This is a genomic window from Vibrio sp. Vb0937, assembly GCF_033338855.1.
This window is the reverse complement of record NZ_JAWOTK010000001.1, coordinates 531658-558078: the sequence shown is the minus strand read 5'-3', so window position 1 is coordinate 558078 and position 26421 is coordinate 531658. Positions and strand designations below refer to the sequence as shown.

At 44.5% G+C, this 26421-nt stretch carries 28 protein-coding genes; 10 read left to right on the top strand and 18 right to left on the bottom strand.

Translation table 11 applies throughout. From position 1 onward, the window contains the following. Positions 1-171 precede the first annotated feature (171 nt). The 6 genes from R7P67_RS02525 to ltnD form a co-directional block, all read right to left on the bottom strand. On the bottom strand, positions 172-1665 hold the full coding sequence (locus tag R7P67_RS02525; RefSeq protein WP_047101717.1) for a GntP family permease: 1494 nt from the start codon (positions 1663-1665) through the stop codon (positions 172-174). Next, entirely contained in the window at positions 1665-2624 is a 960-nt protein-coding gene (gene denD, locus R7P67_RS02520; RefSeq protein WP_262652904.1) for a D-erythronate dehydrogenase, read from the bottom strand. Before denD ends, R7P67_RS02525 begins: the two co-directional genes overlap by 1 nt. 61 nt (positions 2625-2685) lie before the next feature. After that, the gene (gene otnI, locus R7P67_RS02515; protein ID WP_047101720.1) at positions 2686-3462 is read right to left on the bottom strand and encodes a 2-oxo-tetronate isomerase; all 777 of its coding nucleotides are present in this window, start codon (positions 3460-3462) and stop codon (positions 2686-2688) included. Continuing rightward, a complete protein-coding gene (locus R7P67_RS02510; protein ID WP_005385078.1) occupies positions 3462-4109 on the bottom strand; it encodes an aldolase in 648 nt (215 codons plus the stop codon). Before R7P67_RS02510 ends, otnI begins: the two co-directional genes overlap by 1 nt. Before the next feature lie 11 nt (positions 4110-4120). After that, on the bottom strand, positions 4121-5377 hold the full coding sequence (gene otnK, locus R7P67_RS02505; protein ID WP_262653066.1) for a 3-oxo-tetronate kinase: 1257 nt from the start codon (positions 5375-5377) through the stop codon (positions 4121-4123). A 25-nt stretch (positions 5378-5402) separates the two neighbouring features. Next, positions 5403-6311, bottom strand: coding sequence for an L-threonate dehydrogenase (gene ltnD / locus R7P67_RS02500; protein WP_262652901.1), 909 nt, complete (start codon positions 6309-6311; stop codon positions 5403-5405). Positions 6312-6584: 273 nt separating this feature from the next. Here ltnD and R7P67_RS02495 point away from each other — a divergent pair, with 273 nt between their 5' ends. Next, positions 6585-7343 carry a DeoR/GlpR family DNA-binding transcription regulator gene (locus R7P67_RS02495; protein WP_005375354.1) on the top strand — a complete coding sequence of 253 codons (759 nt, stop codon included), beginning with the start codon at positions 6585-6587 and terminating at the stop codon, positions 7341-7343. Between the two features lie 178 nt (positions 7344-7521). Here R7P67_RS02495 and R7P67_RS02490 read toward each other — a convergent pair whose 3' ends face one another. The 6 genes from R7P67_RS02490 to ppiC all read right to left on the bottom strand — a co-directional run bounded on the left by R7P67_RS02490 (position 7522) and on the right by ppiC (position 14577). Then, complete coding sequence (locus tag R7P67_RS02490; RefSeq protein ID WP_411912802.1) at positions 7522-9276, bottom strand: ABC transporter permease subunit; 1755 nt, start codon at positions 9274-9276, stop codon at positions 7522-7524. Positions 9277-9280: 4 nt separating this feature from the next. After that, positions 9281-10795 (bottom strand): ABC transporter substrate-binding protein, encoded by a 1515-nt coding sequence (locus tag R7P67_RS02485; RefSeq protein ID WP_038896354.1) that lies wholly within the window; start codon positions 10793-10795, stop codon positions 9281-9283. Continuing rightward, a complete protein-coding gene (locus R7P67_RS02480) occupies positions 10785-11633 on the bottom strand; it encodes an ABC transporter ATP-binding protein (protein WP_086047266.1) in 849 nt (282 codons plus the stop codon). Before R7P67_RS02480 ends, R7P67_RS02485 begins: the two co-directional genes overlap by 11 nt. A gap of 20 nt (positions 11634-11653) precedes the next feature. Next, positions 11654-12415: an ATP-binding cassette domain-containing protein gene (locus tag R7P67_RS02475; RefSeq protein ID WP_005375347.1), complete on the bottom strand. Its 762-nt coding sequence runs from the start codon at positions 12413-12415 to the stop codon at positions 11654-11656. 172 nt (positions 12416-12587) lie between these two features. Further along, on the bottom strand, positions 12588-13892 hold the full coding sequence (locus R7P67_RS02470) for an MATE family efflux transporter (RefSeq protein ID WP_262652895.1): 1305 nt from the start codon (positions 13890-13892) through the stop codon (positions 12588-12590). A 343-nt stretch (positions 13893-14235) separates the two neighbouring features. Then, complete coding sequence (gene ppiC / locus R7P67_RS02465; protein ID WP_080276970.1) at positions 14236-14577, bottom strand: peptidylprolyl isomerase PpiC; 342 nt, start codon at positions 14575-14577, stop codon at positions 14236-14238. A gap of 214 nt (positions 14578-14791) precedes the next feature. On the opposite strand from ppiC, the gene R7P67_RS02460 reads away from it, so the two are divergent. Beyond that, entirely contained in the window at positions 14792-15706 is a 915-nt protein-coding gene (locus R7P67_RS02460; RefSeq protein ID WP_262652893.1) for a chemotaxis protein, read from the top strand. 80 nt (positions 15707-15786) lie between these two features. Here the strand turns inward: R7P67_RS02460 and R7P67_RS02455 are convergent, their stop codons facing one another. The 4 genes from R7P67_RS02455 to hutW all read right to left on the bottom strand — a co-directional run bounded on the left by R7P67_RS02455 (position 15787) and on the right by hutW (position 18914). Next, positions 15787-16323 carry an ATP:cob(I)alamin adenosyltransferase gene (locus R7P67_RS02455; protein WP_005375333.1) on the bottom strand — a complete coding sequence of 179 codons (537 nt, stop codon included), beginning with the start codon at positions 16321-16323 and terminating at the stop codon, positions 15787-15789. Between the two features lie 97 nt (positions 16324-16420). Next, on the bottom strand, positions 16421-16951 hold the full coding sequence (gene hutZ, locus R7P67_RS02450; protein ID WP_005375331.1) for a heme utilization protein HutZ: 531 nt from the start codon (positions 16949-16951) through the stop codon (positions 16421-16423). Positions 16952-17007: 56 nt separating this feature from the next. Further along, complete coding sequence (gene hutX, locus R7P67_RS02445) at positions 17008-17511, bottom strand: heme utilization cystosolic carrier protein HutX (RefSeq protein WP_005385051.1); 504 nt, start codon at positions 17509-17511, stop codon at positions 17008-17010. Between the two features lie 32 nt (positions 17512-17543). Then, positions 17544-18914, bottom strand: a complete 1371-nt coding sequence (gene hutW / locus R7P67_RS02440) for a heme anaerobic degradation radical SAM methyltransferase ChuW/HutW (protein ID WP_262652891.1) — start codon at positions 18912-18914, stop codon at positions 17544-17546. 160 nt (positions 18915-19074) lie between these two features. On the opposite strand from hutW, the gene R7P67_RS02435 reads away from it, so the two are divergent. The 6 genes from R7P67_RS02435 to R7P67_RS02410 are packed head-to-tail and all read left to right on the top strand — an operon-like array spanning position 19075 to position 23656. Then, positions 19075-19821 carry an energy transducer TonB gene (locus tag R7P67_RS02435; protein WP_064354554.1) on the top strand — a complete coding sequence of 249 codons (747 nt, stop codon included), beginning with the start codon at positions 19075-19077 and terminating at the stop codon, positions 19819-19821. Then, the gene (locus R7P67_RS02430; protein ID WP_262628587.1) at positions 19821-20519 is read left to right on the top strand and encodes a MotA/TolQ/ExbB proton channel family protein; all 699 of its coding nucleotides are present in this window, start codon (positions 19821-19823) and stop codon (positions 20517-20519) included. The genes R7P67_RS02435 and R7P67_RS02430 overlap by 1 nt, the downstream gene beginning before the upstream one ends. Further along, positions 20516-20929, top strand: a complete 414-nt coding sequence (locus tag R7P67_RS02425; protein ID WP_005375322.1) for an ExbD/TolR family protein — start codon at positions 20516-20518, stop codon at positions 20927-20929. Before R7P67_RS02430 ends, R7P67_RS02425 begins: the two co-directional genes overlap by 4 nt. Positions 20930-20957: 28 nt before the next feature. Continuing rightward, positions 20958-21827 carry a hemin ABC transporter substrate-binding protein gene (locus R7P67_RS02420; protein ID WP_262656447.1) on the top strand — a complete coding sequence of 290 codons (870 nt, stop codon included), beginning with the start codon at positions 20958-20960 and terminating at the stop codon, positions 21825-21827. Between the two features lie 9 nt (positions 21828-21836). After that, entirely contained in the window at positions 21837-22874 is a 1038-nt protein-coding gene (locus R7P67_RS02415) for a FecCD family ABC transporter permease (RefSeq protein WP_005375318.1), read from the top strand. After that, positions 22874-23656 (top strand): heme ABC transporter ATP-binding protein, encoded by a 783-nt coding sequence (locus R7P67_RS02410; protein ID WP_005385036.1) that lies wholly within the window; start codon positions 22874-22876, stop codon positions 23654-23656. Before R7P67_RS02415 ends, R7P67_RS02410 begins: the two co-directional genes overlap by 1 nt. Positions 23657-23768: 112 nt before the next feature. On the opposite strand, the gene R7P67_RS02405 is transcribed toward R7P67_RS02410, so the two are convergent. Then, a complete protein-coding gene (locus tag R7P67_RS02405) occupies positions 23769-24230 on the bottom strand; it encodes a TetR/AcrR family transcriptional regulator (protein ID WP_005385033.1) in 462 nt (153 codons plus the stop codon). Positions 24231-24837: 607 nt separating this feature from the next. On the opposite strand from R7P67_RS02405, the gene R7P67_RS02400 reads away from it, so the two are divergent. After that, positions 24838-25137, top strand: a complete 300-nt coding sequence (locus tag R7P67_RS02400; protein ID WP_005375307.1) for a YfcZ/YiiS family protein — start codon at positions 24838-24840, stop codon at positions 25135-25137. Between the two features lie 88 nt (positions 25138-25225). Here the strand turns inward: R7P67_RS02400 and R7P67_RS02395 are convergent, their stop codons facing one another. Continuing rightward, complete coding sequence (locus tag R7P67_RS02395) at positions 25226-25498, bottom strand: YnjH family protein (RefSeq protein WP_167415898.1); 273 nt, start codon at positions 25496-25498, stop codon at positions 25226-25228. Between the two features lie 318 nt (positions 25499-25816). Between R7P67_RS02395 and R7P67_RS02390 the strand changes: the two genes are divergently transcribed. Continuing rightward, complete coding sequence (locus R7P67_RS02390; protein ID WP_262652887.1) at positions 25817-26416, top strand: hypothetical protein; 600 nt, start codon at positions 25817-25819, stop codon at positions 26414-26416. Positions 26417-26421: the final 5 nt, after the last annotated feature.

Below are 26421 nucleotides of genomic sequence, written 5' to 3'. Positions count from 1 at the left end.
ATTGATTAAGTTGAAAACGGAACCTATATCGGTTCAATTTAAATAGTTTATTTATAAGAACTAAAACGGCCCAAACATAGGGCCGTTCATATTATTAAAAAACTCTAAACTATCTGATAAAAATACATATTGTGATAGGTTTTTACTTTATGGAAGAGTACAAGTAAACCTTTATACCTCTTGTAATTCGACGTGCTTAGCGCTGTAAGATTTTGTAAATGCAACACACCCTAAAAGTACAGCAAGTGGTAACACAGGATCAAAGATTGAACCATGAGATCCGAAGAATAAGTTAAGAATCATGACTAATGAACCACCAATAGCCCAAGCAATTGTTGTTGGAATAGTCCAAATAATGAGTTGTTTCTTAACCTCAGTCACCCCCATTAATCGATTAACAATATGGAATAGCGAGTCATTAAAGTAGCCAGCAAATAGAGATCCCATCGTAGCTGCCGTCGCTGCGAATAAAAGATTAACGTCAGGAATATTTACTAAAACTGGGGCAGATATAGAAGCAGCGGTTATCATGGAGACTGTACCAGAGCCCTGAATAATACGAACTAACGTCGCAATAATAAATGGAATCATAACCGCAGAAATAGGAAGCCCTGCAACTTGGTTAGCAATTTCTGCGCCCGCACCCGTTTCACGCAATACGGCACCTAACGCGCCACCAGCTCCTGTTACTAACAAAATGATGCCACAAGTGGAGATTCCTTGTTCCATCTTTTCATTCGCTTCTTCTTTGGTAAGGTTATTACCCAATGTGTAAACCGCTAATAACGTCGCTATTGATAGTGCAATAGTAGGGCTGCCGATAAAAGCGATAAATTGACCAAATGTTGTTGCAGTCAGCCCTTCGAAACCGAAAGTCCCCTCTAATAAACCCATCACTGATTTCGCAAGTATAAGTAAAATTGGGATAATAATTGGAGCGATAGATTTACTTAAAGATGGTAGGTCTTTCGCTTCTTTACTTGCAATGTACTCTTTGTGATCATTAATCAGTTGCTCACTAGACTTCGAGAAATGTTCGGTTGGAATGAATTCAGGAAACTGCTTTTCTAACCATCTTGCATACCAAACAATACCTATGACACAAGGCGCTGCGATCATCAAACCAAAACCTAACATGCTGGCAAGATCGACACCAAAGATACCAGCAACGCCCAAAGGCCCTGGAGTCGGCGGAATAGCATGATGCGCTACGACCAAGCCGCCCGCCAGAGCAACCGTAAGCGTTAAAATCGAGCGATTGGACGTTTTTGACAAAGACTTCGCAATTGGATAAAGAATGATAAGCGCGCTATCCACAAAGATTGGGATGCTAACAATATAGCCAGTTACAGCAAGAGCGGCCTCTTCTTTCTTTTTTCCTAACCACTTTATAAAATTATAGGCAATACTTTCTCCTGCTCCAGAAGCCTCTAAAATAGCCCCCATCATAACGCCGAGACCGATGACAATCCCTATACCGCCTAATGTTCCACCAAATCCTTTGCTAACGGTCGCAATCGTGTCGTCAACACTTAACCCACCAATAATACCTGCGATACATGCCGCAATTAACATCGCAATTAACACATGTACTTTTGTACGTAATACAAGAAAAACAAGGACTGATACGGCTACTATTAGTCCAATTACTGAGGTTGGTAACATTAGACAATCTCCATATTGTTAACAGAAATAAATTGTTGTAATACATCCTTGAAATTACTGTCTGCTTTAAATCCAAGCTCCAGTTCTTTAGTACAATCAATTTCTTGTGGCCAACTACTCACAATACGATCAATACCCGCATCATGCTCATAGGTAATATAATTAGAAAGTTGTTTACCCATTAGAGTGTCCATTGTTTGAATCATCTCAGCTGGTGTAGTTTGAATACCAGGTAAATTAAGCGTTCTATAGGACAGATTATTTAACTGCTCATAAGGCATTAGCCCTGCATATTGAATATTGTCCACCACTCTAGACGGGCTCGATATCCAAAGTTTTAGCGTAGGGTCTACAGGACAATTTGATTCTTGAGCATTCAAAGGCTCACGAATAATTCCGCTTACGAAAGAGCTAGCGGCAAGGTTTGGTTTCCCAGGGCGAATACAAATAGTCGGTAAACGTACGGATACAGCTTTAACAAAGCCTTTACGGGCATAGTCGTTCACCAATAACTCACCTATAGCTTTTTGCGTCCCGTAGGATGACTGAGGATGAAGTGCTGTTATTGGTGTAATCGTTTCCGGAAGATCACCACCAAATACAGCTAAAGATGAAGCAAACGTAAAACGAATATTAGGGTTTACTTTACGGCAACGCTCAAGCAATAACTGTGTGGTCGTCAGATTTACAGCTACGCCTAAATCAAAATCTTGCTCAGCATGGCTCGATACAATTGCCGCTAAATGAAAAATGTGTGTCGTTTCGGCAGTAATAACTTGGTCTATATTTTCTCGCTTTGTCATATCCATGACTAAAGAAACGACTCGGTCATCAATGCCCTCTAAGCGCGACTTTTGAATGTCGACAATAGTAATACTTTCAGCTTTGTTTTCTTTTAGTAGTGATTTGGCAAGTAGGGTTCCGAGAAAACCCGCCCCTCCAGTTATGATAATATTCATAGTCACGACCCTTTGTTTTTGTAATTGGTTTCAAGTTATTTATGGATAGAAATTAAAATTGTTATAGGTATGGTTTAACCCAACTAAGGCCCAGCTGCGTGCTATGCCTTGGGTTGTATTCACAACCGATCCAGCCTTGGTAACCAGAGTCATCCAAAACATTGAATAGGTGTGGGTAATTCAGTTCGCCTTCCGATGGTTCGTGCCTTTCAGGCACAGAAGCAATTTGAATATGGCCTGTGTATGGCGCCACATCGCGAATCAACGTACTCAGATCACCGTCCATAATTTGTGCGTGATAGAGATCGAGCTGCAATTTCACGTTTGGACGAGCCACTTGTTTGATGAGTTCCACCGCTTCACGTTGATGTGCAACAAAGTAGTTCGGTACATCGCGATTGTTGAGTGGCTCAATCATCAGCTCAACACCTTGTTCGGCAAACTTATCCGCTGCATAACGAATGTTTGAGATAAAGGTTTCAATATGCTGATCACGAGTGAAGCGTGAATCAACAATGCCAGACATAGCGTGAACCTTTTTACAGTTCAGTGCCTTGGCGTACATCAGCGCAGTCTCGACACTCGTTTTAAATTCATCCTCACGCCCCGGAATAGCTGCAAAACCTCGTTCACCTGCATCCCAATCACCTGGAGGCATGTTGAATAACGCTTGCTCAAAACCAAACTGCTGTATCTTGCTTGCTAGTTCTTGCGCTTCGAATGCGTATGGAAAAAGGTATTCCACCGCTTTGAAGCCCGCTTGGTGTGCTTTTTCGAAACGATCTAGAAAAGGAACTTCTGTGAATAACATTGTCAGATTTGCCGCGAATTTAGCCATTACTTACCTCTCCCTTTTAGGTCTTGAATCTCAGTATCCGTTAAGTAGCGGATGTTGCTATCTTTAAGAATGAACGCTAGCTTCGCTGTCTCTTCTAGCTCTTCTGCGTTATCCACTGCATCTTCAAAGTCCGTACCCGTGATCACTGGACCATGGTTCGCCAGGAGGAAAGCTCGGTAGTCACTAGCCCGCTGCGCAAGTTCTTCAGCAATCTGAGGGTCGCCCGGGCGCAGGTACGGAATCACTGGCAGTTCGCCAATGCGCATTACAAAGTAAGGTGTAAAAGCTTTGATGGCATTCTCGCGATCTAGACCTTCAAGACAAGAAAGCGCCGTCAAGTAAGTAGAATGCAGATGCACAATCGCATTACACTTTGAGTTATTTCGATAAATCGCCAGATGAAAAGCCACTTCTTTTGATGGCTTTTCACCAGAGATATGGTTGCCATCAATATCCACAACCGAAAGCTCTTCAGCAATCAAGCGGCCGAACGAAGAACCAGTTGGCGTTGCCAGAAAGTGTCCATTAGGCAGTTTTAGAGAAAGGTTGCCAGCGCCGCCAGTCGCATAGCCACGTTCAAACATAGAGCGCGCCATAGTGACCATTTGCTCTCGCAGTTGTTGTTCTGTCATCAATTCTTTATTCATCACAACCTCACCTATTCAAAAAACGACTGTGCTTTGGCAAAGAAGTGTTCATCGCCGAAGTTGCCCGATTTCAGAGCCAAAGAAAGCTCGCCTTCAAGTGACTTCACCCAAGGTACACCTGGTGCGATTTGAGGACCGATATGAAAACCTTTTACGGCTAGGCTTTGGGTTACAACCCCTGAGGTTTCCCCACCCGCAACGATGAAATTTTTCACACCGTGCTGCTGAAGTTTGATTGCAAGTTGGCTAAAGAATTGTTCAACCGCGTGACTTGAAGCATGCGCGCCAAACTCTTGTTGAATCGCTTTTAACGCCGCTGCATCTGCGGTTGCGTAAACCAGTGGTGCGAACTCGCTTTCGATGTTGGTCATGACCCAATCAAACACTTGATTTAAGTAATCTTCTTCCGTCAGACACGCCTTCACATCAATAGCAAAGTGTGGCGCTTTTTCTTTGTAAACAGCGACCTGTTGGTTGGTCATGACAGAACAAGATCCAGATAACACAACGGTTGGTGCCTTTTTAGGGTTCCCATCTTGCTTCGCATCACTTTGATCTTCAAGGTTCTCTATCCAGTTCTTAGCAATACCCGCAGCCAAACCAGAACCACCAGTTACCAGTTTTAGAGACTTCGCCGCTTGGCCAAGTGTGACAAGATGCTCTGCATTGAATGCATCAACCACTGCATAGCGGTTGCCTTGTACTTTTAGCTCTTCAAAGCGCTCAATTACCGCTTTTGGACCTTGTTCAATTATTTGGAAGTTTACCAGGCTAGATTTGCCTTGAGATTGAGCATCCATCATACGAACTAGGCTTGAATCAGTCATTGGTGTCACAGGGTGATTACGCATACCTGAGTCGCTTAGCAAGTCTTGGAATACAAATAGATGGCCGTTGTAAACTGTGCGACCATTCACTGGTAATGATGGGCATACAATGGTGAACGCTTCACCTAGCTCTGCAAGCAGTGCATCCGTTACAGGACCAATGTTACCGTCTGCTGTGCTGTCAAACGTTGAGCAGTACTTGAAGTAAAACTGCTGACAGCCATTTGCTTGCAGCCACTTAAGCGCAGCTACTGAATCCTCGATTGCCTCATCTACAGGACAGGAGCGAGATTTAAGACTGATCACGACCGCATCTGCGTTTACATCAATCTCTTCTTTTGGAATACCGTTAAGCTGAACTGTGCGCATGCCGTTTTCTACAAGAAAACCTGCGATGTCTGTTGCGCCAGTAAAGTCGTCTGCGATAACGCCTAATAACATCATTTTTTCTCCGTTTTACGTGCGCTTACTTCTGTTTGTTTTCTACACCTGGAAGCTCAATACCATCAAAAATCTTGATAACGGCACTGTCGTCTTCCTGGCCAAAACCAGCATTGCTTGCACTCAAAAACATGTTTAGTGCTGTGCTTGATAGAGGAAGTGGAAATTTGAGATCTTTTGCTGTGTCCGATACGAGGTTTAGATCTTTCACAAAGATGTCGACCATAGATTTAGGGGAGTAGTCACCATCAACTACATGCTTCATGCGGTTCTCAAACATCCAAGAGTTACCCGCTGCATTCGTCACCACGTCGTACATCAGGTCAAGAGGAATGTTTGCACGTGCCGCTAATGCCATTGCTTCAGCACCAGCTGCGATATGAACACCTGCTAGCAATTGGTGGATAATCTTCACAGTTGCGCCTAGGCCAATCGCTTCACCGATGTTGTAGACTTTAGCTGCCGTTGCGTTGATTACTGGTTCAAGTGCATCAAATGTGCTTTGCGCTCCCGACGCCATAATAGTCATCTCACCTAATTCTGCTTTTGCAGCACCACCAGATACCGGTGCATCAAGCATCACAAGATTGTGTTCTGCCAATTTCGCTTCAATTTGTTTTGCGTCTTCTGCTGAGATGGTTGCTGAAACCATTACTGGCGTATTCGGCTTAAGCGCTGTAGCAAGACCGGTTTTGAACAAGACCGTGTTAACTTGAGCTGCGTTCACAACAAGAACTAGAACCGAATCAAGCTTATCTGCAAACTCAACTGCATTTGTAGAAACAGCTTTTGCACCGAATGAACCTAACTCTTCAAGCGCTTGAGAATTTAAATCGAAACCATAGACATCTAGGCCTGCACGCACACATGACTTTGCGGCGCCCATTCCCATAGAGCCTAAACCGATAACACCTACAGATTGAACTTCACTCATAAAAACAATGCCTTCTGGTCTATTAAACTTTGTTAATTCTTGTTTGGTTGATGTGATTATATGTGAAGATTAATACTAAGACCTCGCTTTGAATCACATTTTTTCACACAAATTAACAATGTCGTGATATATACCTCTTTATGGGCAGAGATATTCCGAGCAGTTAACACAAGCGAGGGCTGTTCTACAACGTTGAGAACATAATTCACAGATATTCACAACAAATGAAAAGATTGGTAGGATACTGAAAAACAAGAATATAGAAGTGAAACTATGATCCCAGCAGAACGTCAAAGAACCATATTATCCCTGTTATCACATCAAGAAGTGTTAAGCATTTCAGATTTAACCGACCACCTTGGCGTATCACATATGACCATTCGTCGTGATATCGTGAAGCTTGAATCCTCAGGTAAAGTCGTTTCTGTTTCTGGTGGAGTGCAACTCGCTCAAGCTCTACATTCCGAACTTTCCCATGATGCGAAGGTCGAGCAACAAGCGGATGAAAAAATTCAAATTGGTAAGCTGGCGGCTACGTTAATTGGTCAAGACGCTACGATTTACTTGGATGCGGGAACAACCTCTCTAGAAATCGCCCATCAAATAGCAAATCGTAATGATCTTTTAGTGATCACCAATGACTTCTCTATTGCTGCTTTCCTTATGACGCACAGTGAATGTGAGCTTTACCACACTGGGGGAAAAATTGACCGCGAGAACCAATCCACCATTGGAGGAAAAGTCGCAGAGTTCTTGAATGGGCTAAATATTGATATCGCCTTTATTTCGACTTCATCTTGGAGCTTGAAAGGCTTATCAACACCTAATGAAAATAAAGTCCTCGTTAAAAAAGCAATCATCAAGGCGGCACAAACCAATTATCTGATCTCAGACTCAACTAAATACGGTCAGATAGCGAGCTTTCATGCATTAGACATCGAGCAATTGGACGGAATTATTACCGATCGAAACCTATCCGAAGTGGTCACTCAAGAATTAACGGATAAAGGATTACGTGTGTATAAAGAGTAACACTACCTAAACATCTGAGTTCGCGTAACTTTTATACTCGTTAATTTATAGGTGCTTCCAATATACATAGACCGTGCTGTGTACTTTCTGGCAGAAAACACATCCTTTTGTTTTCTAAATTACCAAATTACTGATTACATCTGGGATATGGAAGCTCACTTCGCTTTATCGCTGCTCGTCACTTGTCATCAAAAATCAAATTCACCGCAATTGCCATCAAAACTAAGCCTAAGATTGGCAGCAAGACACCCAATGGTGAGCGCTCTATGTAAGGCAAGTTTTCAGCAATCAATAAGCCCCACTCAGGTTCGGGCGGCTTAACGCCAAGTCCGATAAAACTCAGAGACGTCAGGCTAAGCGTAATGTAAGGCAAACGCAGAAACGCATGACGAATCAATGGCGGCAGCACATAAGGCAACAAGTAGTAACGGAGTACTCGCCACTGACTGGTTCCCCAAATGGGCGCAAGATGCGTGTAAGGCTGCGCTTTGGCTTCCATCAACAAGCTCGCACAGTGCGCCGCTAATGGTGCCCATGACACCATAACAATCGCAATCAAAGCGCTGTTTGGGTTCATCCCCGTTAGACCAGCAATCAGCAGACCCGCCACAATGTATGGCACACCTTTGGTGATCTCAATTAAGCCTTGGCTATAACGAGTCACGAAGCCGAGCAGCAAACCAATCACCAAACTTAGGAAGGTTGCGATGATGCCCATTTTGATTGTCGACATCATACCGCCGCCAACACGAGCAAGCAGATCTCGACCAACCGCATCGGCACCAAACGGGGCAGCTAAGCTTGGCGATTCAAGGCGGGTAAATTGGATAGTGTAAGGATCGCGCATTAAGGCCCATCCCGCACAACCAATCAGCAAGGCAAAGATTGTCGCACTGACAACACGTTTGGTGGTGCTTTGGGTAAAACGAAACGTGCTGTGACTGCTGATCAACTTGCCACTCGTGACACTGTGCCCGAGTAACCAGCGTTGCAATAAGATGCTCGCACTGCTGATCAACATCGAGAACACCAGCAACACTAACAAACCACCTTGCAGCATCGGCAGATCTTGTGACTTCGCCGCGCCTAAGATCAATCGTCCGATACCCGGAATGGAAAACACTTGCTCCACAGCAACCGCACCGCCGGTTAAACCAATCACCGTCATTGCGATTTGAGGAATCAAGTTACTAACGGCACGCCACAAGGCAAAGCGTAAGATTTGAAACTTACTGACGTTCGCCGATAGCCAAGTGATCACCCAAGGCTCATCTAGTACACGCTTGAGGCTGTCATTGAGCAAGCGACCGAACAAGCCAGCAGCAGGCAATGCCATTGCCAAACTGGGTAGCCAGAGGTTTTGCACGCCTTGCCAACCATAAGGTGGGAACCAACCCAACCAGATGGAAAATACCATGATCAGCAATGAAGCAATCACGTATTCAGGCAATGAAACCAACACCGAACTGAGCGTATCATGATGCTTGTCTAAACGATTCTGTTGCCAACGACGCACGGTGTAAAGCACACTCGCCATGCACATTACAAATGCCATGCCTAACGCTGTAAGCATCAGTAATAGTGACGTTTTTGCGGTTTGTTGAACGCTCTCCATCACGGATGCGCCACTCACCCAAGAGACACCTAAGTCACCTTGCATGGCAAGCGTCAACCAATCCCACAGTCGCTCAGCAGCGCTGCGGTCAAGTTGAAGATCTTCTCGAATTGCTTGCAGAGCTTCCGCCGTCAGCAATTGTTGAGCACCCGCACGGGCACGCAGGATTGATTGGCTTGGATCGATACCTGCAATATCCGGCATCAAACCCACCAGCACAACCACTACCCCGAGAGACAGGAAGCGCGACAAAAAACGCGTAAACCATTCAGGCATACAAGCGCTCCAACGAGAGCGCATGTTGGCAACAGACGACATCGAGTTAGTTCACCTCAGTAAACTGGTCGATCAGGCGACGCTCACGTGGGTCGCGTTGAGCATTCTTCACGCGGTCACTCTCACCTTGGATTACACGCTCGTGAAGCAGTGGAATCACAGCGTATTGCTCAAGGATTTTGCTTTCTGCTTCGATGATCGCTTGTTGGCGTTTCTCACCCAATGGCTGACGATCAGCGTGTTTCAATGCTGCGTCCACTTCTTCAGAGCAGAATTGTCCTAGGTTGTAAGAACCTTTACAGCTAAAGTCACTTTGCATGTACGCCACTGGGTCACCAGAATCCAGCACTGTTGCACGTGACAACAAGAACGCATCGAACTTACCTGCTAGTGCATCGTTTTCGATTTGTGCATATTCACGAACGTCTAGCTCAACCACAAAGCCAGCCGCTTCAAGTTGTTGCTTTAGCAGCACCGCTACTTCTGGCAACTCAGCACGGTCGGTAAATGTACCGATGGTGATCTTCTCACCATTCGCGTGGCGCATTTCCATGGTTTCCATACGAGGGTTCGCATCACGAATTGGTTGAGCCCATGCCAATGCTGGACCTAACAGACCTTTCGCTGAATCGGCGTGGTTCTCGTAAACCGTTTTGATGATTTGCTCACGGTTAACCGCTTGAGCCGCTGCTTTACGCAAACCGAACTGGCTAAACACATCTGATTTGTTGTTTAGGTAAAGCGTATTGGTACGTGGCATTGCGACTTCGTGCAGTTGTGAAGATTCCATCATCGCGATTTGCGAAACAGGAACGGCTTCAACGACATCCGCCTCACCGGTACGTAGTGCAGCAGCACGAGCAAAACCGTTTGGTACGTATTCAGCAAAAATGCTGTCTACTTTCGCTTTTTCGCCCCAGTAACCATCAAAACGCTTCAGTTTCGCGCTGGTTGTCCCGTTGATTTCTGTCAGAACAAATGGACCCGTACCCGCATTGATTGGCACAACACGACCGTTTTCTTGGTATGCAGCACCAGAAAGGATCGCTAGCTGTGGGCTAGATAGACGGCTTGGCAACAATGGATCGTTAAAGGTCGTTTTGATTTCAACAGTGAAGTCGTCCAGTGCGCTAACTTGCCATTCGATACCATCCAAAATGCGTGGTTTTGGTGCAGCATCTAATGCTTTTTGTAGAGAGTTCACAACCGCATTGGCATCAAGGTCAGAACCATCGTGGAATTTCACGCCTTTACGTACCGTAAACTGCCACGTCATCGGGTCAACTTGTTCCCACTCTGTTGCCAGCATAGGTTCTGCTACCGACTGATCGTTTAGGTTCACTAGCGTTTCTGCCGTGCTCCAACGTGACAGTTTGAACGCGTCATCTGAAAGTGGCGATAAACCTGTGCGTGGTGGTTGCATCATGGCAACGCGAATTTCCGTTGCTTGCGGTGCAGCTGCTTTTTCCGCTTCTGGCTTGCTTTCGCCAGAGTCAAAACAACCCGTCAGCAATGCGCTTAAAGCCAGCGACAAAGCTAACTTGGGAGTACTAAGGTGCATAAGAAACCTCTCCAATGGTTTTTGTGAATTCATTACTTTTGTGTTGAGCGCTCATCAAGGCTCTCGTGATCAAGTGCGATGGGTTATTTGTCACGTTCTGTGCTGTGCCGTGCTCGACAACGCGTCCTTTGTCTAACACTAGGATTTCATCGCATAGGGTTTGTGCCGCATCGAGGTCATGTGTCACCAAAATCAGGCGCATCTGACGACTCTTTTGAATGCCTGCCAACAAGTCGAGAATCTGTTTACGACTGACGGGGTCTAAGCTGCTGGTTGGCTCATCGGCAACCAATACGCAAGGCTCAACAATCAAAGCTCTGGCGATAGCCACACGTTGGGCTTGCCCAACTGATAATTGCTGCGGGTTACGATCCAACAATGTGAGATCCAAACCGACATCCGCCAACACCTTTTCCACCCTCTCGTTGAGCTCTTGCGTCAAACCAATGTTGCTCAAAGGTTCCAGTAAAATCTGGCGAACGGTGTAATAAGGATTCAAGCTCGATTGCGGCTCTTGTGGGATCAGCTGAATGTGCTGACACAACTCTTGTCGCTGCTTAGCCGAGCTACGCGATAACGGATAACCACACACATACACTTCACCAGATGTGGGCTTACGAAGACCGAACAGAAGCTCAATCAAGGTCGATTTACCCGCACCAGAAGGACCAACAATCGCAATGTTCTTTGTGTCGATAGCAAGATCCAATTGTTCGAGCGCTTTAAACGGTTTGCCCCCTAACCAACTTGGTTTGGAGTAATAGTGAACACTGGCTTGCTCAAAGCGAACTTCCGCCGATTTAGGCTGCGTGTGCCCGCTCAAGTTGTGCTTAGTCAAAATAGGCTCCAGAGATGAGGTTAAGGCAGCAGTTGCGCAAGTTGTTGGCAGAAAGGATGCGAACTTTGCTGAATGGCTTGCCATGGTGCGCCATAAGCCACCATGGTGTTGTCCGCAATCACCAAAACTTTGTCACACGCCAAAGCCGCAGATAGATCGTGCGTGATCAACAAACCACTGATGTTGCGTTGCTGAACACTGCTGCGGAACAACTCAAGGATCTCCGCTTCGGTGATTGGATCGAGCGCACTGGTGGGCTCATCCGCGATGATCAAGTTGGCACTACCAAGCAACGCGATCGCAATACAAATACGCTGGCGCTGACCACCAGATAGCTGGCTTGGATGCTGCGCCAATGCTGCTTTTGGATCTGCAAATCCGAGTTGAGACAACAAGGTCGTCACCGTTTCTCGGTTTGCTGAAGACAAGCGTGTTTTGTTGCCCGTCAATGCCAAACACAGTTGTTGCTCGACAGACGCCAATGGATTCAGCGCTTTAAGTGCATCTTGGAAAATGACCGCGGGACGCTGGGATTGACTCCGTTGCAGCATGGCAGTTTGTGCGACTTCACTGCTGTTAAGCTGGATACTTCCGTCTACCCAAATATCTGACGGCAAAAAACCTGCGACGGCTTTCGACAACATGGATTTACCAATGCCGGAAGGTCCCATAATGGCAAGAGCTTCACCTTGAAACAGCTCAAAAGAAATGTCTTTGAAGAGTGTGCGTTCTGAGTCTGTAAGGCTGAGATTATTAACGGAGAGTATTGGTTGAGAAATCACGGCATCAAACTAAATGTAATAATATAACATCACAAATAATATCATGCGGGTTAAAGCAAGGAAACCAGTCGGAAAGGTTATTTCATCACCTTTTTCAGATTTATCAGCAAGGGCAGATGGCTCCACCCTTGTCATAAGAACATCTAAATTAGGTCGTTTGTGACAGTGTGAATTAAAGACACTTTTGTTTAACTTGACCGAGGTATGGGAACAAGAAGACAAAACGCCCAACGTAGAACAAAGTGAATGCCAGCCACAAACCGTGATTGCCCCAATATTGCACCGCAATAAATTGGGTCACTAAGAACAACACCATGGTTAGAAAGGTAGAGTTACGCACTGGTCGCGTCGTCCCTGTACCGGTAAAGATGCCGTAAAACGTAAGACCAAAACCAGCAACCAACGGAAATGCCAATAACCAAGGGCTCATGTCTAGATACAGCTCAACAAGGTTTGGCAAAGTGGTAAATAACGACACCACTTGATGTTTGAACAGCACTAACAGCAAGGTCAAGACAACAACGAACGCCGCGGTCCATTGCGTGTTTAGCTTAATCACGTTATCAAGCAATGTCGGATTCTTCTGGCCTACGGCTTTACCTGCGAAGACGCTCGACGCATTCGCCACACCATCGAACATGTAGCTGACGATAAAGGTCACTTGCATCAAGATTGCGTTCGCAGCAAGCACATCAGAACCAAGCTGAGAGCCTACACGCGCCATCATGTTGAAGAACACCAATAGACACACAGTGCGAAGCAGCAGATCCATATTGGAAGACGCGATAACTTTGAGATCTTTACGCGTCATTTTCGCGGTCTGAATGTAATCAAACAGCGGGAAGCGACAGGTTTTCAACACCAGCACCGCACCAATAACAAACGTCGAAATTTGCGCGATAAGTGTCGCTACCGCAACGCCAGCAATGCCCATATCGAAGTACAACACAAAGACGATATCCAGCACGATGTTCAGCACGTTACCAAACACTTGCGTGAACAAGGTTTCTTTGGCTTTCGCCTGTCCCATCAACCAACCAATCACGGTGTAGTTCAGCAGTACAAACGGCGCACCAAAGATCATGATATCGAAGTAAGTCTTAGCGTTTTCTGCCACGACTGCATCAGGGGAGATAATCAGCTCTGCCCCCATCCAAATCACGGACTGCAACGCAATGAAAATCAAGCCAAGGCAGAGCGAAAGCACGAAAGGACGCAATAAGCTACTCGCTTGATCTTCTGGGCTATTTTTACCTAATGCGATTGCACTTTGCCCGGTAGTACTGACGCGGAAGAAGCCAAACAGCCAATACAAGGTATTCATGATGACGGTGCCGATCGCTACACCACCAATCATCTCAGCCACACCGAGTTTACCGATCACCGCGGTGTCCACCGCCCCCAATAATGGTTGGGTTACCGTAGAAACGATGAAAGGAAATGCGATTTTAAAATAGTCTTTATGAGTCAGGGACATCTTAAATTATGAACAGGATTAATTTTTATAAGGTCGCTATCATATGCGAATGGCGCCCGAACATGAACCAAAGTTCACCAGCAAGGAATAGCATTGATAATTGATACAACCAGCCAACGTATTCTCATACCAAAGCTTGAAATAGGATAACGACTTATGAGAAAAGCCAAGTTAACTGCATATAAATGAGTTTCTAGTTTGGAAAGATTAGCGTTTGGTTGAGCATGGCAGATCAGAATGTATCTGCCATGTCATAACGGTAGTGATTGGTGAAAAGAGACCGTACAGATGATATTTAATGCTTGTGGGTTTCATCTGACAATGTTTAGGTCGATACCAAGCCTTATGTTCTGTAAAGCACCTTTACAACATGCCAACCGAACTTGGTTTTAACTAGATGCGGCGTTAACACTTCGCCAGAAAAGCACACTTTGTCGAATTGAGGTACCATTTGACCACGGCGGAATTCACCAAGGTCACCACCGCGTTTGCCTGACGGGCAAGTTGAATACTTCTTCGCTAATGTCTGAAACTTTGCGCCTTTTTTCAGTTGCTTGATTATGTCTTCCGCTTGCTCTTTGTGCTTCACAAGAATATGTAATGCGGCTGCTGTATTTGCCATTGATCTATCTCTCACTATTCTGGTCGCGCAAGTGTACCCAATCCTTTTTAACAGACCAAACATTTCTTAATAATAGCTCAGCGGTAAAGGCCCAAATACACGAGGAATATAAAATCGTCTACATAATGAGTTTAAAATACAAACAAGTTTTGCTCAGTTAATCACTATTCTCTAAAAGATTGTCTAAAAAGCTCACATTTGTCTCTCCGATGGTTGAAGCCTTCGTCTGATAAGATTAGATTAGACACAATTCGGTGGTATTTATAAGGTTATTTTCATGGCAAAAGTCGTTAGCAAAGCGAATCAATCTCAGGGCATGTTGATGTTTAAGCTCACCCTGCAACAGAGTTTCGCTATCGGTACGCTAAAAGTCCGTGAAATCGTCCCGTACATGCCAACGACAAAGATCCCTTACTCGCATCATCACGTCATTGGAACCGTTACGATACGTAACTTAACAGTACCAGTGATCGATATGTCAGCGGCTGTTGGCTTTCGTCCTATTAGTGAAGAAGAATATAAAAGCTGCTACTTGATCGTGACAGATTGCTTGCGAACCGTGGTTGCGTTTATGGTTCGTAGTATAGAGAAGATCATTGAGTGTGATTGGAAAGCTATTGAAACGCCACCTCCGAGCGCTGGAAAAAATATTTTCGTGACTGGAATTACTCGCTACGAGGACAAAACTGTTCAAATGCTGGATGTGGAGCTGCTACTTTCCAAAATTTATCCGCAGTACGAGAATTCAAAGATACCAATGCTGACAGATATTGAGCGAGAACGCCTAAAAGCACTCAATATTCTATTGGTGGATGACTCTTCCATCGCTCGTAAACAGCTGTGTGACGCACTCGATAGCATCAATATTGGGTATCAAATCTGTAAAAATGGTTTAGATGCATTGGAACTGATGAAAAGTGACGCTGCGGCTCATCGCCCAATTGATATTCTGGTCAGCGATATTGAAATGCCCGGATTAGACGGTTATGAATTAGCATTTGAAGTTCAGAATAATTCCTCTCTGAACCATTCATACCGCATTTTACATACATCGTTATCGAGCGAAATCTGTGTAGACAGAGCTCACCAAGTTGGCGCGCATGAGGCACTTGAGAAATTCAATGCAGGAGAACTAATCGAAGCGATGCTTCGCGGAGCAAAAGAGCTAGAAGCCAAAGCTATGACTTCTTAACTCTTATTGGACGAGTTGATTTGAGAATATAATGCAGTGCTTGTCCTATCCCTGATGCTCACATCCGCTAATTTCTCAGCTCACTTCTTTGGCATCGCGTAACTACGAGAAACGAATTCCGTCTCTTTGACTTGGTGAGCATGATTAATATAAGAAGCTAGGCTGTAAAGTACATTCGCTAATAAGTTCGCGTAACGAAACAAAATAGGTGCGGGCTGCTTCTTACCTGTATGTTCAACGGCAACTAATGCTCGTACCGTTTTTTTAGCTTGGCAACGGCACAAATGCAATTGACTGGCTGCCGGGTGCCCTCCGGGTAGAACAAAGCCTTTGAAGCCGCCATCAATACGTTGCTTGAGCAAAGCATAATCGGCCTTTAACTCTTCAACTTCCGTCTCTGTAATCGCTAATTTCCCGCGAACCGAACCATTTAGATGATAAACATTAGGCTGCATTCTTGTCAGTATATCGCGGCTAAACTCGTCCAACTCCATAGCGAGAACAAGGCCAATACGACTACAAAGTTCATCTGCTGTAATTTCAAAGTCACAAACCGGACTGTCCTCGTAAATAAACGGATAGCAAATCTCGCTCAATTCCTTGCTTACAGGTTTCATGCTTTTGTTCCAATAGAAAAAAGGGAGTCAGTATAACCTAACTCCCTTTAAACGTTCATTATGCCAAATGATCGACATTCATATGATCGGTTTACAATCAGGCACTTTCGACTTTCTTGTGGCCTTCTTGAAGGTGAACAAAATCTACTAAATCATCACCAGACACTTGATACGCCTGACCAAAACCTTTAACAAATAGCCCCGATTCTGGCTTTAAGTTGAACAAAACGAAATCCTCTAGCTGGCTTAGACCATCAATAATCTCACCAAAACGCTCTTTCATTTGTCCAACAACTTGTTGCCACATCTCTGTGTCTCGCTCAACTACATTTGCTACCGCATCAAAAGTTAAGCGCTTACGAGCAAACAGCTGCTTTGAAGACTCTTCATCTTCAATCATCATCAATGAAACGTTTGGGTTTTCTAAAAGGTTACGGGCATGACGAGCGATTTTAGAAATGAGAACGAAATAACCTTCCTGGTTTTGGACATAAGGCGCGTAGCTTACATTCGGGCGACCTTCTGCATCGACAGTTGCAAGCTGAAGTGTACGACGCTCCTGACGGAACTCTTTGATCTCTGGCCCTAAACGACCTTGCAAACGCTCTTGTTTAACTTGTTGATCCATATTGATACCTGACTTTACTAATTAGTATTCGAGTTAAGCCTCGATTATGTTTGTGATTACTTTTTTAATTCGGCTTGTAGGGCGCGAAATGCGGTGACTTGCTCTTCAATCAACTCGCGCTTTTCGTTACGGCCTAAATAAACCTTGAAAATATTGCTTCCGCACTCTGAGAAAAAACCAAAATAGTGACTCTCTCTACCCATAAACGGTTTACTGACTAATGCGACATTTTTAACGTTATCTAATTTAAGGTGGCCGTGCAGTTCACCTTCTCTACCCATTAAATTGTAATAGCCACGCGCCACTTTTCCTTTTGGAAACGGCGCTTTAACTTCAAAGATAGAACCAAAAGAGTGGACGATGGTCGTCACCGGGCCAAAACCAACCAAACTTTCTAGGATGCTTTGCGCTTGCTCTCCTGGTGCAATAGCCACCATTTCCTGAGGTAGAGCCGCAACAACCTCAAACTCGGAAATGCCAAGACGCTCTGCCATCGCAGCTGGCAATAATTGTGGTTCTTGCTCTAGTAATACTTCAACTTGTTGCTTGATTGATTCCATTGTGTCTTCCGTTTTTGTTCAATTTGTTTTCATTAATTATTGGATGCTTTCGGTACGGTTTCGTTCATCTCTGATGTGAGTACCTGAATACAACTTTGAGCCAATGACACTGCCCAGAAGCTGCCTGCAAGAGTAAGGACTGCGCTACGTTCATGTAGCTGTACTAAGCCTTTCGCTTGCCACACTTTAAATAGAGGCAATAAAAACACGAACGCGTCCTCTCCCATAAATGATGGAAGTTGATTTGCTTGAACAATGCCACGGTCAAACGCAGATTTGAGTGCAGAAAAAAGTGGTTCTAGAGCGCTTTGTTTCATCATCATCGCGATGGTGCTTTGACCTTCTTTGACCGCTTTAATATAGGTCTCTAGTGTGCGGTGTTGCATCATCCCGTAGCCACCGATATTACCTCCAGCACCACAGCCAATTGGCAATACCTCTGCATAAGTCTTGGCTAAACTATTGTATAAACTACGCTCGCGGTTATCGATTGCCCAATGGTTCACGCTAAGTTGCTTCATATGGTGTTTGGCCATAAAGTTCACACCGAGCTCATACATTCCCGCTTTTTCTGGTGTGGTCGCAGGTGGCGGGATTTTTCCCTTTTCTACGAGGTTGAGCATGGGAGCTGACCCACCAACCACTAACTGATACAAATCCAGTCCGTGTGCGCCAGTCGAGAGGAAATCATTTAAATCTTGCTCTAACACTTCTTTGGTTTGATAAGGTAAGCCATAGAGTAAATCGATAATGACCGGAATTTTGTCTTCTTTGGCGATCTCGCTCACTCGTTTGAGGACATCTTCCCTATCATCTAAACGTTTTGCGCTGCGGCGCACTTGTGTATTAAAACTTTGCACACCAAAAGAGAAACGATTAAACCCACCCTCTAAAGCGCCTTGATACAACTCATCAGAAAAACGATTGATGCGACCTTCTAAGGTGATTTCGCAGTCTGCAGCCAAAGGAAAGTGGTCTCGGATAGCCTGGCCTAACACACGAACCTGTACTGGAGATAAATCCGTTGGCGTTCCGCCCCCGATATATACGGCGTGAAAAATACCATTTTGTGTCCAAGGTAATGTCGCTTTCTCTCTAAGCTCCTGCATTAATGCTTCAAAGTACTCATCAACCAGTGTGCGACTTGCAGCATTTTGAAAGAAGTTACAAAAAGTGCAACGAACGCGACAAAACGGAACATGAATATAAAGACAGCGTTTATTGGTCGCTTTAATTAAGTTAGCCGTAATACTCGAAAAAATCGCCTGTTGTTGAGACGAGGGCACAGGTACGCTCGCTCCCCCGGCATGTGCAGAATGCTTCTTAACAAAAGCAAATCGCAATGGATCAGGACTATCACTGCCCAACACTGATTCATCAAGCTTATCGATATCGACGCTCATATATACTCGCTTAACTCCCATCATGTAAGGGATGGAAGCTGATCTTAAAAATTCTGCAAGAATCATAATTTGAGCGTAATGATAATGCAATTGATAATTGATCTTATTTCCATTGTAAGTAATAATCTGCCCAAGTTTTCATAGTTTCCCGAGATATTCCGTGAACGTACAAAGATATGTCATTGCAGGAGGTGCTTCCCTTGCCATCCATGCCGCACTTCTTTTTGTTTCTCAAGAGACAAAGGTGTTCGCGATGCCGGCTGGAAACCCAGCAAGTTCGGTAAGTCTAAATCTTGTGTCTGCTCCTCCAGCTGTCGAAAAATCTACACCAGAAAATGTAGCACCACCAAAAGAGCAGCAGCCTCAAGACCAACCTGAACCAGAAAAGAAGATTGTAAAAAAACAGGTCGTCAAGAAAGACGCTGTTAAGAAAAAGGTAGTAGAGAAAAAACCTGAACCGGTTAAACAATCTAAACCTAAAGCGGTCGAGCCCACCAAAACCGTAACAAAGCAAAAGGTTCAGCCCGAAGCGAAACCAAAGAAAAAAACGGAACCAGTGAAGAAAGAGACGGTAGCTCAACAATCCGCACCTGCGAGCCAATCCAAAGGGGCAACGTCTCAGCCTGTCTTGGTCGACAAACCAACGTTTGTGAGTCAACCAACACAACCCCGTTACCCAAGGTCTGCACAAAGACGTGGTATTGAAGGTGTAGCCTTGTATGAGATATGGCTAGATGAGAATGGTAACCAGATTAAACAGGTTTTGATTGAGTCTTCCGGCACAGAGTCGCTAGATGCCTCAGCACTTCGTGCGATCAAACAGTGGCAATTTACACCACATATTTCAGGTGGGCTAAAAGTCGCTCACCGAGTACAAGTACCTGTTCGTTTTAAGTTGGATGGATAATGGAACAACTACAAGAATTACAAACTCAATTTGGGCTGATGACATGTCCTTTGATCATTTGCTCAGCTCTAACCGTGATGATCATCACCGAGCGATTATTCCATGTGTTAATTAGCCTTGGTGTAGGAAAGCGAGCCATTCGCCAAAAGCTCACAGGATTAGACCCAACAAATGGGAGCGAGCTTGAAGCACTTGCTGAAGAGTTGTCGAATAAGAGGCCGCTTCTGTACCGTGGTGTTGCGATGTTGCTTGCTCATCATTCTTTCTCGAAATCTTTAAGAGAAGATGCCGCAGGTATTTGGCTGCAAGAAAAACGCCATCAGCTGCATTCCGGCCTTCGTTTGCTGACGCTGATTGGTGTCATCAGTCCTTTAATTGGCTTGCTTGGTACGGTACTTGGCCTAATTGACATGTTCAAAGGCATCGCGGTTTCAACGGGGAATATCACTCCGAATGATTTGGCTGACGGCCTAGGTCTTGCTATGCGCACCACTGCCGCGGGTCTCATTATCGCACTTCCTGCTATTTCAGGAGCGCAGATCATTGGTTTGTGGGCGGATCGTGTAATCGCCAAGCTTGAGCACACTTTAAACTACGTCAACTTATGGCTTGAAGGTATCTCGTTACAGCATGTCTCGCCAGACCACTCAAAAGTAACACTGCGCTCTTCTGAGAAGATTGAGGCAGCAACTCAATGATTAAAACACCACAAGAAAATAGTCGTAACGGTTTAACCCCCGATTTAACACCGCTGTTAGACATTATTTTTATCGTCATGGTTTTCCTGATGTTAACCGCAGCGGTCAAACTCGATTCATTAGACGTCAATTTACCGAGCACAGAATCTCAGGCTGTTGCAGATGTCGATAAGCAATCCATCACGGTAAATATTCTTAAAGACGAGCCTTACTGGGCTATTAACGGCAAGACATATATCGATTGGGACAACTTTACCCTCGCGCTGTTAGAAGAGAGTAAGTCAAGCGATAAACCGATTGTAATTGGAGCAGAGAAAACCGCGAATATTCAGTCGCTAGTACAACTTCTCGGCTTTTTACAAGAAAACGGAATTCAAGCAACTCAGTTACTCACTGAAGAGCCATCATAAAAATAAGTAAGATAGAGATCCTTTCAAAATGAAGAACACACGCATCACTATTCATGCTGTTGTCACGGCAGCTATTTCCCTACTTGCGAGTAGTCAACTTTTTGCCAATGAAACGCCATCCTCAGAGCGCGTTGTTAGCGCAGGCAGCGCCGTCACTGAACTCTTGCTTGAACTCGAAGCTAAAGATAGCTTGGTTGCTATCGACGTCACCAGTCAATTACCAAAAGGGATGGAACTGCCTAAAGTGGGCTACCATCGTCGTCTTTCAGCGGAGGGGTTGCTCGCCTTACGTCCGACAAAAGTCATTGGTTCTGATGAGATGGGGCCGAAAACAACATTGAGCCAATTGAAATCGGCTGGCGTAGATGTAGAAATTGTTAATACTGATGCAAATGTCGAGGGCCTTTATCAACGTATTGATCAAATTGCGAACCTTATGGATCGCAAGGCTCAAGCTGAAAGCTTAAAGCAAGATGTCCAGGCGCAAGTACAAGCACTCAATGCAAACCAACCTGATCAAGCGAAGAAAAAGAAAGTGCTCTTTCTGCTGATCCATGAAGGGCGACCTGCAAATGTTGCGGGCTCACAAACGACACCCGATGCAATTATTCAACTCGCCGGCGGACAAAACCCAGCCGCTACACAACTCTCGTCTTACAAGCCTCTATCCACAGAAGCGATGGTAGAGATGCAGCCTGACGTGATTCTTGTTAGTGGTCGCAGCTATGAAACGTTGGGTGGTGCCGATGCAATTTTAAAAGCAATGCCGCTTCTTGCTGCAACACCCGCTGGAAAGAACAAAGACATCATAACGATTGATGGCCATGCTCTGGTAGGTGGTTTGGGCCTTAAAAGCCTTGCAGAAGCTAAACGCTTGAATGCACTGCTTTACCCATAGAGACATGACATGTTGTTAAGACGCATCCCCCTTTCAACGACGTTATCAGTGCTTAGTGGATTTTTAGCATTTATTGCTATCGCCTCTATTACCGTTGGCCCAATGAACATTAGCTTTGCTGACAGTTTGCGTAGCCTAACGGGAGGCAGTTCTGATCTCGCTCCTCACATTCAGTTGGTCATTAACGAAATCCGATTGCCTCGCACCATTTTGTGTATGTTCATCGGCGCCATTTTAGCAATTTGTGGTGTGGTTATGCAGGGCTTGTTCCGTAACCCATTAGCCGAGCCTGGTATCATTGGTGTGTCTGCTGGCGCTGCTCTTGGTGGTGCATTCGCTATTGTTGTATTTGCTGAATTTAGCCAAAACTATCCGCAACTAATGAACTTAGCGGCTCTGCCTCTTTTTGCTTTCCTTGGCGGTGCACTAACGACTATTCTCGTTTATAAACTCGGCACAAGTAAGTTTGGTACCTCAGTTACAATTATGTTGTTAGCCGGCGTTGCCATCAGTGCGCTCTCGGGTGCTGCGATTGGCTACATGAACTTTATCGCAGATGATCAGATGCTGCGAGACTTGACGCTTTGGTCGATGGGCTCATTAGCTGGTGCAAATTGGTCAGGGATTGCTCTATCTGCTGTAACACTCGTCATCCTATTACTCTGGTTCCAGAAGAAGTCGATGGCGCTGAATGCTCTGTTGTTAGGGGAATCAGAAGCAAGACACTTAGGAGTTCCGGTTCAAAAACTCAAACGTCAGCTTATTTTACTTTCTGCACTGGGTGTTGGTATTACGGTGAGCATCAGTGGTGCAATTGGCTTTATTGGGCTCGTGATTCCTCACTTAGGGCGCATGCTCGCTGGGCCTGACCATCGAACGCTATTACCAATATCTGCCTTAATGGGAGCACTGCTTCTTACTGCCGCAGATATGTTTGCTCGTGTTGCCGTGGCACCAGCTGAATTACCAGTTGGAATCGTGACCGCATTGATTGGCGCGCCCTTTTTCATCTACTTATTGTTCCAGCAAAAAGGGAAGATTTTGTAATGAACCAGATCGTTTTATCGGGGAAAAACATTTCGATGACGTATGGCAACCGTGTGGTGCTCGATGACATCAACATTGATATCCGAGCTGGTGAAGTGACCGCCCTACTCGGCCCCAATGGCGCAGGTAAAAGTACTTTGCTCAAGCTTCTATGCGGTGAGATCTCTTCGAATCATCACATCACCTACTTCGGTAAACAAAAGCATGATTGGGAGCCTGAAAAAAGCGCCAAACATATTGCAATGCTCCCGCAGCACAGCACCTTAACCTTCCCATTTCTAGCCAGAGAAGTAGTAGAGCTGGGGGCAATACCGCTATCACTGTCCAATAAAGAAACCACTAAACTGGCTTTACATTACATGGAACAAACCGACGTATTGCATTTAGCAGAAAGCCTGTACCCGTCTTTATCTGGTGGAGAAAAGCAACGACTGCATCTAGCACGAGTGATGACACAACTACATCAATCTGGCGAAAAACGAATCTTAATGCTTGATGAACCTACCTCAGCGTTGGATCTCGCCCACCAACACAACACGTTAAAGATTGCTCGTGAAACGGCAAAAGCACAAAACGCAGCGGTGGTTGTGGTGTTACATGACTTGAATCTAGCCTCTCAGTACGCAGACCGCCTTGTACTCTTGCATAACGGGAAACTAGTTTGTGATGACACGCCATGGAATGCACTAACGTCAGAGCGCATTGAGCAAGTTTATGGCTATCGATCTATTGTGACAAAACATCCGACGCTAGACTTCCCTCAAGTGCATGCCGCAGCATAAAGCGTATCTCCTCTAAGCCGTCTCTAAAACACTTTGATACGACAAAGGCCCGCAATATGAGAATTGCGGGCCTTTGCTTTGATAGTGGCAGAATTTGGTGCTTTAAAGGCTATTACTTGCTCATTTGGATCAATGATCGACCAATCAACCACTCAAGCTCTTTGTCACCACCCGCACCAAACTGGCTTTCAACCATTTTGTATAAGCGGTCAATACCATTAGCAGCAAATTCTTGCGCATTTTCAGCGGTGACAATGTGATGGAATAGCAGTCGTAAAATCGCGAGAAACTCAGCATCTTCCAGCGCTTTAATCCAACTTTGTGAAAATGCATTTAATCCTTTATCAAACTCTAAGTGTTCAATAAACATTTTAAAGATACGGCCATCCAGTGCGGCGGTGAAGTCCGTTTTCTTAGGGAAGTGGTGGCTAATACCGGTACGCGATATACCTGTCTGCTGGCTTAGCGTCGTGTACGACATTTTGTCGTAACCTAATCTGAGTAGCTGATCAATAACGGCATCCATGATCTTTTGGATAGTGATTTCGGTATCTTCTTTACTACGCTTTGGCATATTTTAAGCTCTTCTCTTTGTAAATCCATCTAACTCACTATTAAATGAGGCCAGAATGAAATCATTCTTAGCATTATACCCGGCTCGCCGATGCGGTTCGATTAGCGAAAACCTAGAAATCAGGTTGCTAAGCGCTGCACTTGAAAGCGCTTTGGGTATATGTATTGCGACTATTTAATATCATGTCGAGTTCCAAACCATAACGTCTTTACACTGCGTAATGTGTAATTTTCAGTTATGTTTTTGTCAATACATGCTACTCAAAATAAGGCGAAAAGTTAGTCTCATCAAAACCTTGCGCCAATTATTCATCGAAACTATTCAAAGACCAAGAATGATAATTATTAAAAATAATCAATCAAGAAATAGTCTTATAAATTAACCATTAGTTCAACTGGACTGAGCAAAATCTCGTCACTATGTTCGTTAATTGATTTTAAATGTTGATATATATCACATTAACGTTCTTGATGATTTAGTAATCCAATCTTTAACCCTTACTTAACAAGTGCCTATTCTGTTCCTTTTTTACGCAAAAGTCGTCATTTTTGTAGATACAGATCAAATACCTGATAGAATACCCTTAGTATTTACAAGAGGATTCGTTATGAGTGTCGAATTAGAAAAAAACCAAGTATGTGAGGCCTGCGGCTGTGCTGGCGAGATTGGCTTTATCATCAAAGAGGGTGACGAAGTTGCCGACGTAACGGTTTTCGCACAGACAAAAACAGAGCTAGAGTCTGAACTACAAAAATACATCGAGCTCGCTAAATCAGTATGTGCTGATGTTGAATACAATGTTTCAGAAATAACCGAAGAATCGAACCAAGCGACGGCTCGATTCAAATTTGAAGTAAGTGCTGAAAAACTTATCTTTGAATTAAAAACTCGCTCACTCGCGCGTTAATGAAAAAAGCGAGCATGATGCTCGCTTTTTATTTTTCCAATCTCTTAATCTTAAACCGCTCTAAATGAAACAGACAACTTCGGCGCGTTTATTTATCTTTTTTGAACACGACCCACTTTAACGAGCCATTGGTTTCAAAATCGTTCTCAGCGATACACATCAGTAATACGCCTTCAACATTAATCACGGCCCCTGTGGTGTAGGCTTTATCATCGTAGTAACAAATACGCTGACCTACCTTACCGTCAGCAACTATTAGCGCTTTGTTTTCTGGTGTACTGTATGATTTAGCAAAAACGGAACCCGACAGCAGTACTGCAATAACACCAGCGGTAAAAATAGATACACTTTTTAACTTCATGAAAATCTCCCTCAAACCTCAATAATACTAACAAGGACCTTTGTGAAGTTCTTGGAAGAATCTCATATTATTCAAATATCTACTGATATTTTTCTCACCTCTACACTTGAGTCTGCTTCACATTCAATCATTTAATTTATCTCATTTTAGTAAGCTTGAAGTTACTTAGCGCAGTAAAGAAGCGCACACTTTTAGCGTGCATCTCTAATTTGAATATTTAAGTTATGAATCAAAAACTGTGAGCAAAAAATACATAATAGGTTTATTTAAGTATAAGATAAGCACCTGTGATCTCGGTATTTAACTAAATCTTTGACTATGCGTTTTGTTTCCCTATGCCTTACTTCAATCCTACTCTGCTCGTCTCCTTTGGCATATGAGCTAGATTACTATTCTAAGTTTGGTCACATCGATAATTACGGCAATCTTGATCTTAGAAACAAGCCTTACACCCAACTCCCCTCTGGCCTAGTGGTCAAGGGCAACTTAAACATCTCACAAACCCCTATCAAAACCTTGCCTAAAGGGCTTGATGTTGAAGGCAGTCTGGAAGCAACTAACAGCGCACTCAAAGTTATTCGCTCAGGAACAAAGATAAAAGGCTATGCAAACCTACTAGGTAGTAAGATCGAAAACTGGCCTAAAGGCATCAAACTAGGCGGTTACCTAAATCTGACAGATACACCGTTAAAAGCGCTTCCAGCTAAACTTCGAGTAAAAGGTGATCTAAGTGTTATTCGCACTCCCATTTCTGAACTTCCTGAAGGATTGGTGGTTGATGGTAATCTTTATATTGGAGGATCAGCGCTGAAAGTATTTCCAGACACAATGACGGTGAAAGGGGATATCTATTTAGGTGGTAACAGGATCACCAAATGGCCTAGCAATTTAACCCTTGGTGGCGCCGTCGCACCTTAAAGAGC

Bases quoted from the DNA above. Each gene is read 5' to 3' on its own strand.
- otnK (WP_262653066.1), bottom strand. From the start codon at position 5,377: ATGTTATTAGGCGTTATCGCAGACGACTTTACTGGCGCAACAGACATC.
- R7P67_RS02455 (WP_005375333.1), bottom strand. From the start codon at position 16,323: ATGAAACCTGTAAGCAAGGAATTGAGCGAGATTTGCTATCCGTTTATT.
- R7P67_RS02525 (WP_047101717.1), bottom strand. From the start codon at position 1,665: ATGTTACCAACCTCAGTAATTGGACTAATAGTAGCCGTATCAGTCCTT.
- denD (WP_262652904.1), bottom strand. From the start codon at position 2,624: ATGAATATTATCATAACTGGAGGGGCGGGTTTTCTCGGAACCCTACTT.
- R7P67_RS02485 (WP_038896354.1), bottom strand. From the start codon at position 10,795: ATGCACCTTAGTACTCCCAAGTTAGCTTTGTCGCTGGCTTTAAGCGCA.
- R7P67_RS02460 (WP_262652893.1), top strand. From the start codon at position 14,792: ATGGCAAAAGTCGTTAGCAAAGCGAATCAATCTCAGGGCATGTTGATG.
- R7P67_RS02490 (WP_411912802.1), bottom strand. From the start codon at position 9,276: ATGTCGTCTGTTGCCAACATGCGCTCTCGTTGGAGCGCTTGTATGCCT.
- R7P67_RS02400 (WP_005375307.1), top strand. From the start codon at position 24,838: ATGAGTGTCGAATTAGAAAAAAACCAAGTATGTGAGGCCTGCGGCTGT.
- R7P67_RS02470 (WP_262652895.1), bottom strand. From the start codon at position 13,892: ATGTCCCTGACTCATAAAGACTATTTTAAAATCGCATTTCCTTTCATC.
- R7P67_RS02425 (WP_005375322.1), top strand. From the start codon at position 20,516: ATGATTAAAACACCACAAGAAAATAGTCGTAACGGTTTAACCCCCGAT.
- R7P67_RS02430 (WP_262628587.1), top strand. From the start codon at position 19,821: ATGGAACAACTACAAGAATTACAAACTCAATTTGGGCTGATGACATGT.
- ltnD (WP_262652901.1), bottom strand. From the start codon at position 6,311: ATGAGTGAAGTTCAATCTGTAGGTGTTATCGGTTTAGGCTCTATGGGA.
- hutW (WP_262652891.1), bottom strand. From the start codon at position 18,914: ATGAGCGTCGATATCGATAAGCTTGATGAATCAGTGTTGGGCAGTGAT.
- R7P67_RS02390 (WP_262652887.1), top strand. From the start codon at position 25,817: ATGCGTTTTGTTTCCCTATGCCTTACTTCAATCCTACTCTGCTCGTCT.
- otnI (WP_047101720.1), bottom strand. From the start codon at position 3,462: ATGGCTAAATTCGCGGCAAATCTGACAATGTTATTCACAGAAGTTCCT.
- R7P67_RS02405 (WP_005385033.1), bottom strand. From the start codon at position 24,230: ATGCCAAAGCGTAGTAAAGAAGATACCGAAATCACTATCCAAAAGATC.
- hutX (WP_005385051.1), bottom strand. From the start codon at position 17,511: ATGGAATCAATCAAGCAACAAGTTGAAGTATTACTAGAGCAAGAACCA.
- ppiC (WP_080276970.1), bottom strand. From the start codon at position 14,577: ATGTTTGGTCTGTTAAAAAGGATTGGGTACACTTGCGCGACCAGAATA.
- R7P67_RS02495 (WP_005375354.1), top strand. From the start codon at position 6,585: ATGATCCCAGCAGAACGTCAAAGAACCATATTATCCCTGTTATCACAT.
- R7P67_RS02395 (WP_167415898.1), bottom strand. From the start codon at position 25,498: ATGAAGTTAAAAAGTGTATCTATTTTTACCGCTGGTGTTATTGCAGTA.
- R7P67_RS02510 (WP_005385078.1), bottom strand. From the start codon at position 4,109: ATGAATAAAGAATTGATGACAGAACAACAACTGCGAGAGCAAATGGTC.
- R7P67_RS02410 (WP_005385036.1), top strand. From the start codon at position 22,874: ATGAACCAGATCGTTTTATCGGGGAAAAACATTTCGATGACGTATGGC.
- hutZ (WP_005375331.1), bottom strand. From the start codon at position 16,951: ATGGATCAACAAGTTAAACAAGAGCGTTTGCAAGGTCGTTTAGGGCCA.
- R7P67_RS02420 (WP_262656447.1), top strand. From the start codon at position 20,958: ATGAAGAACACACGCATCACTATTCATGCTGTTGTCACGGCAGCTATT.
- R7P67_RS02415 (WP_005375318.1), top strand. From the start codon at position 21,837: ATGTTGTTAAGACGCATCCCCCTTTCAACGACGTTATCAGTGCTTAGT.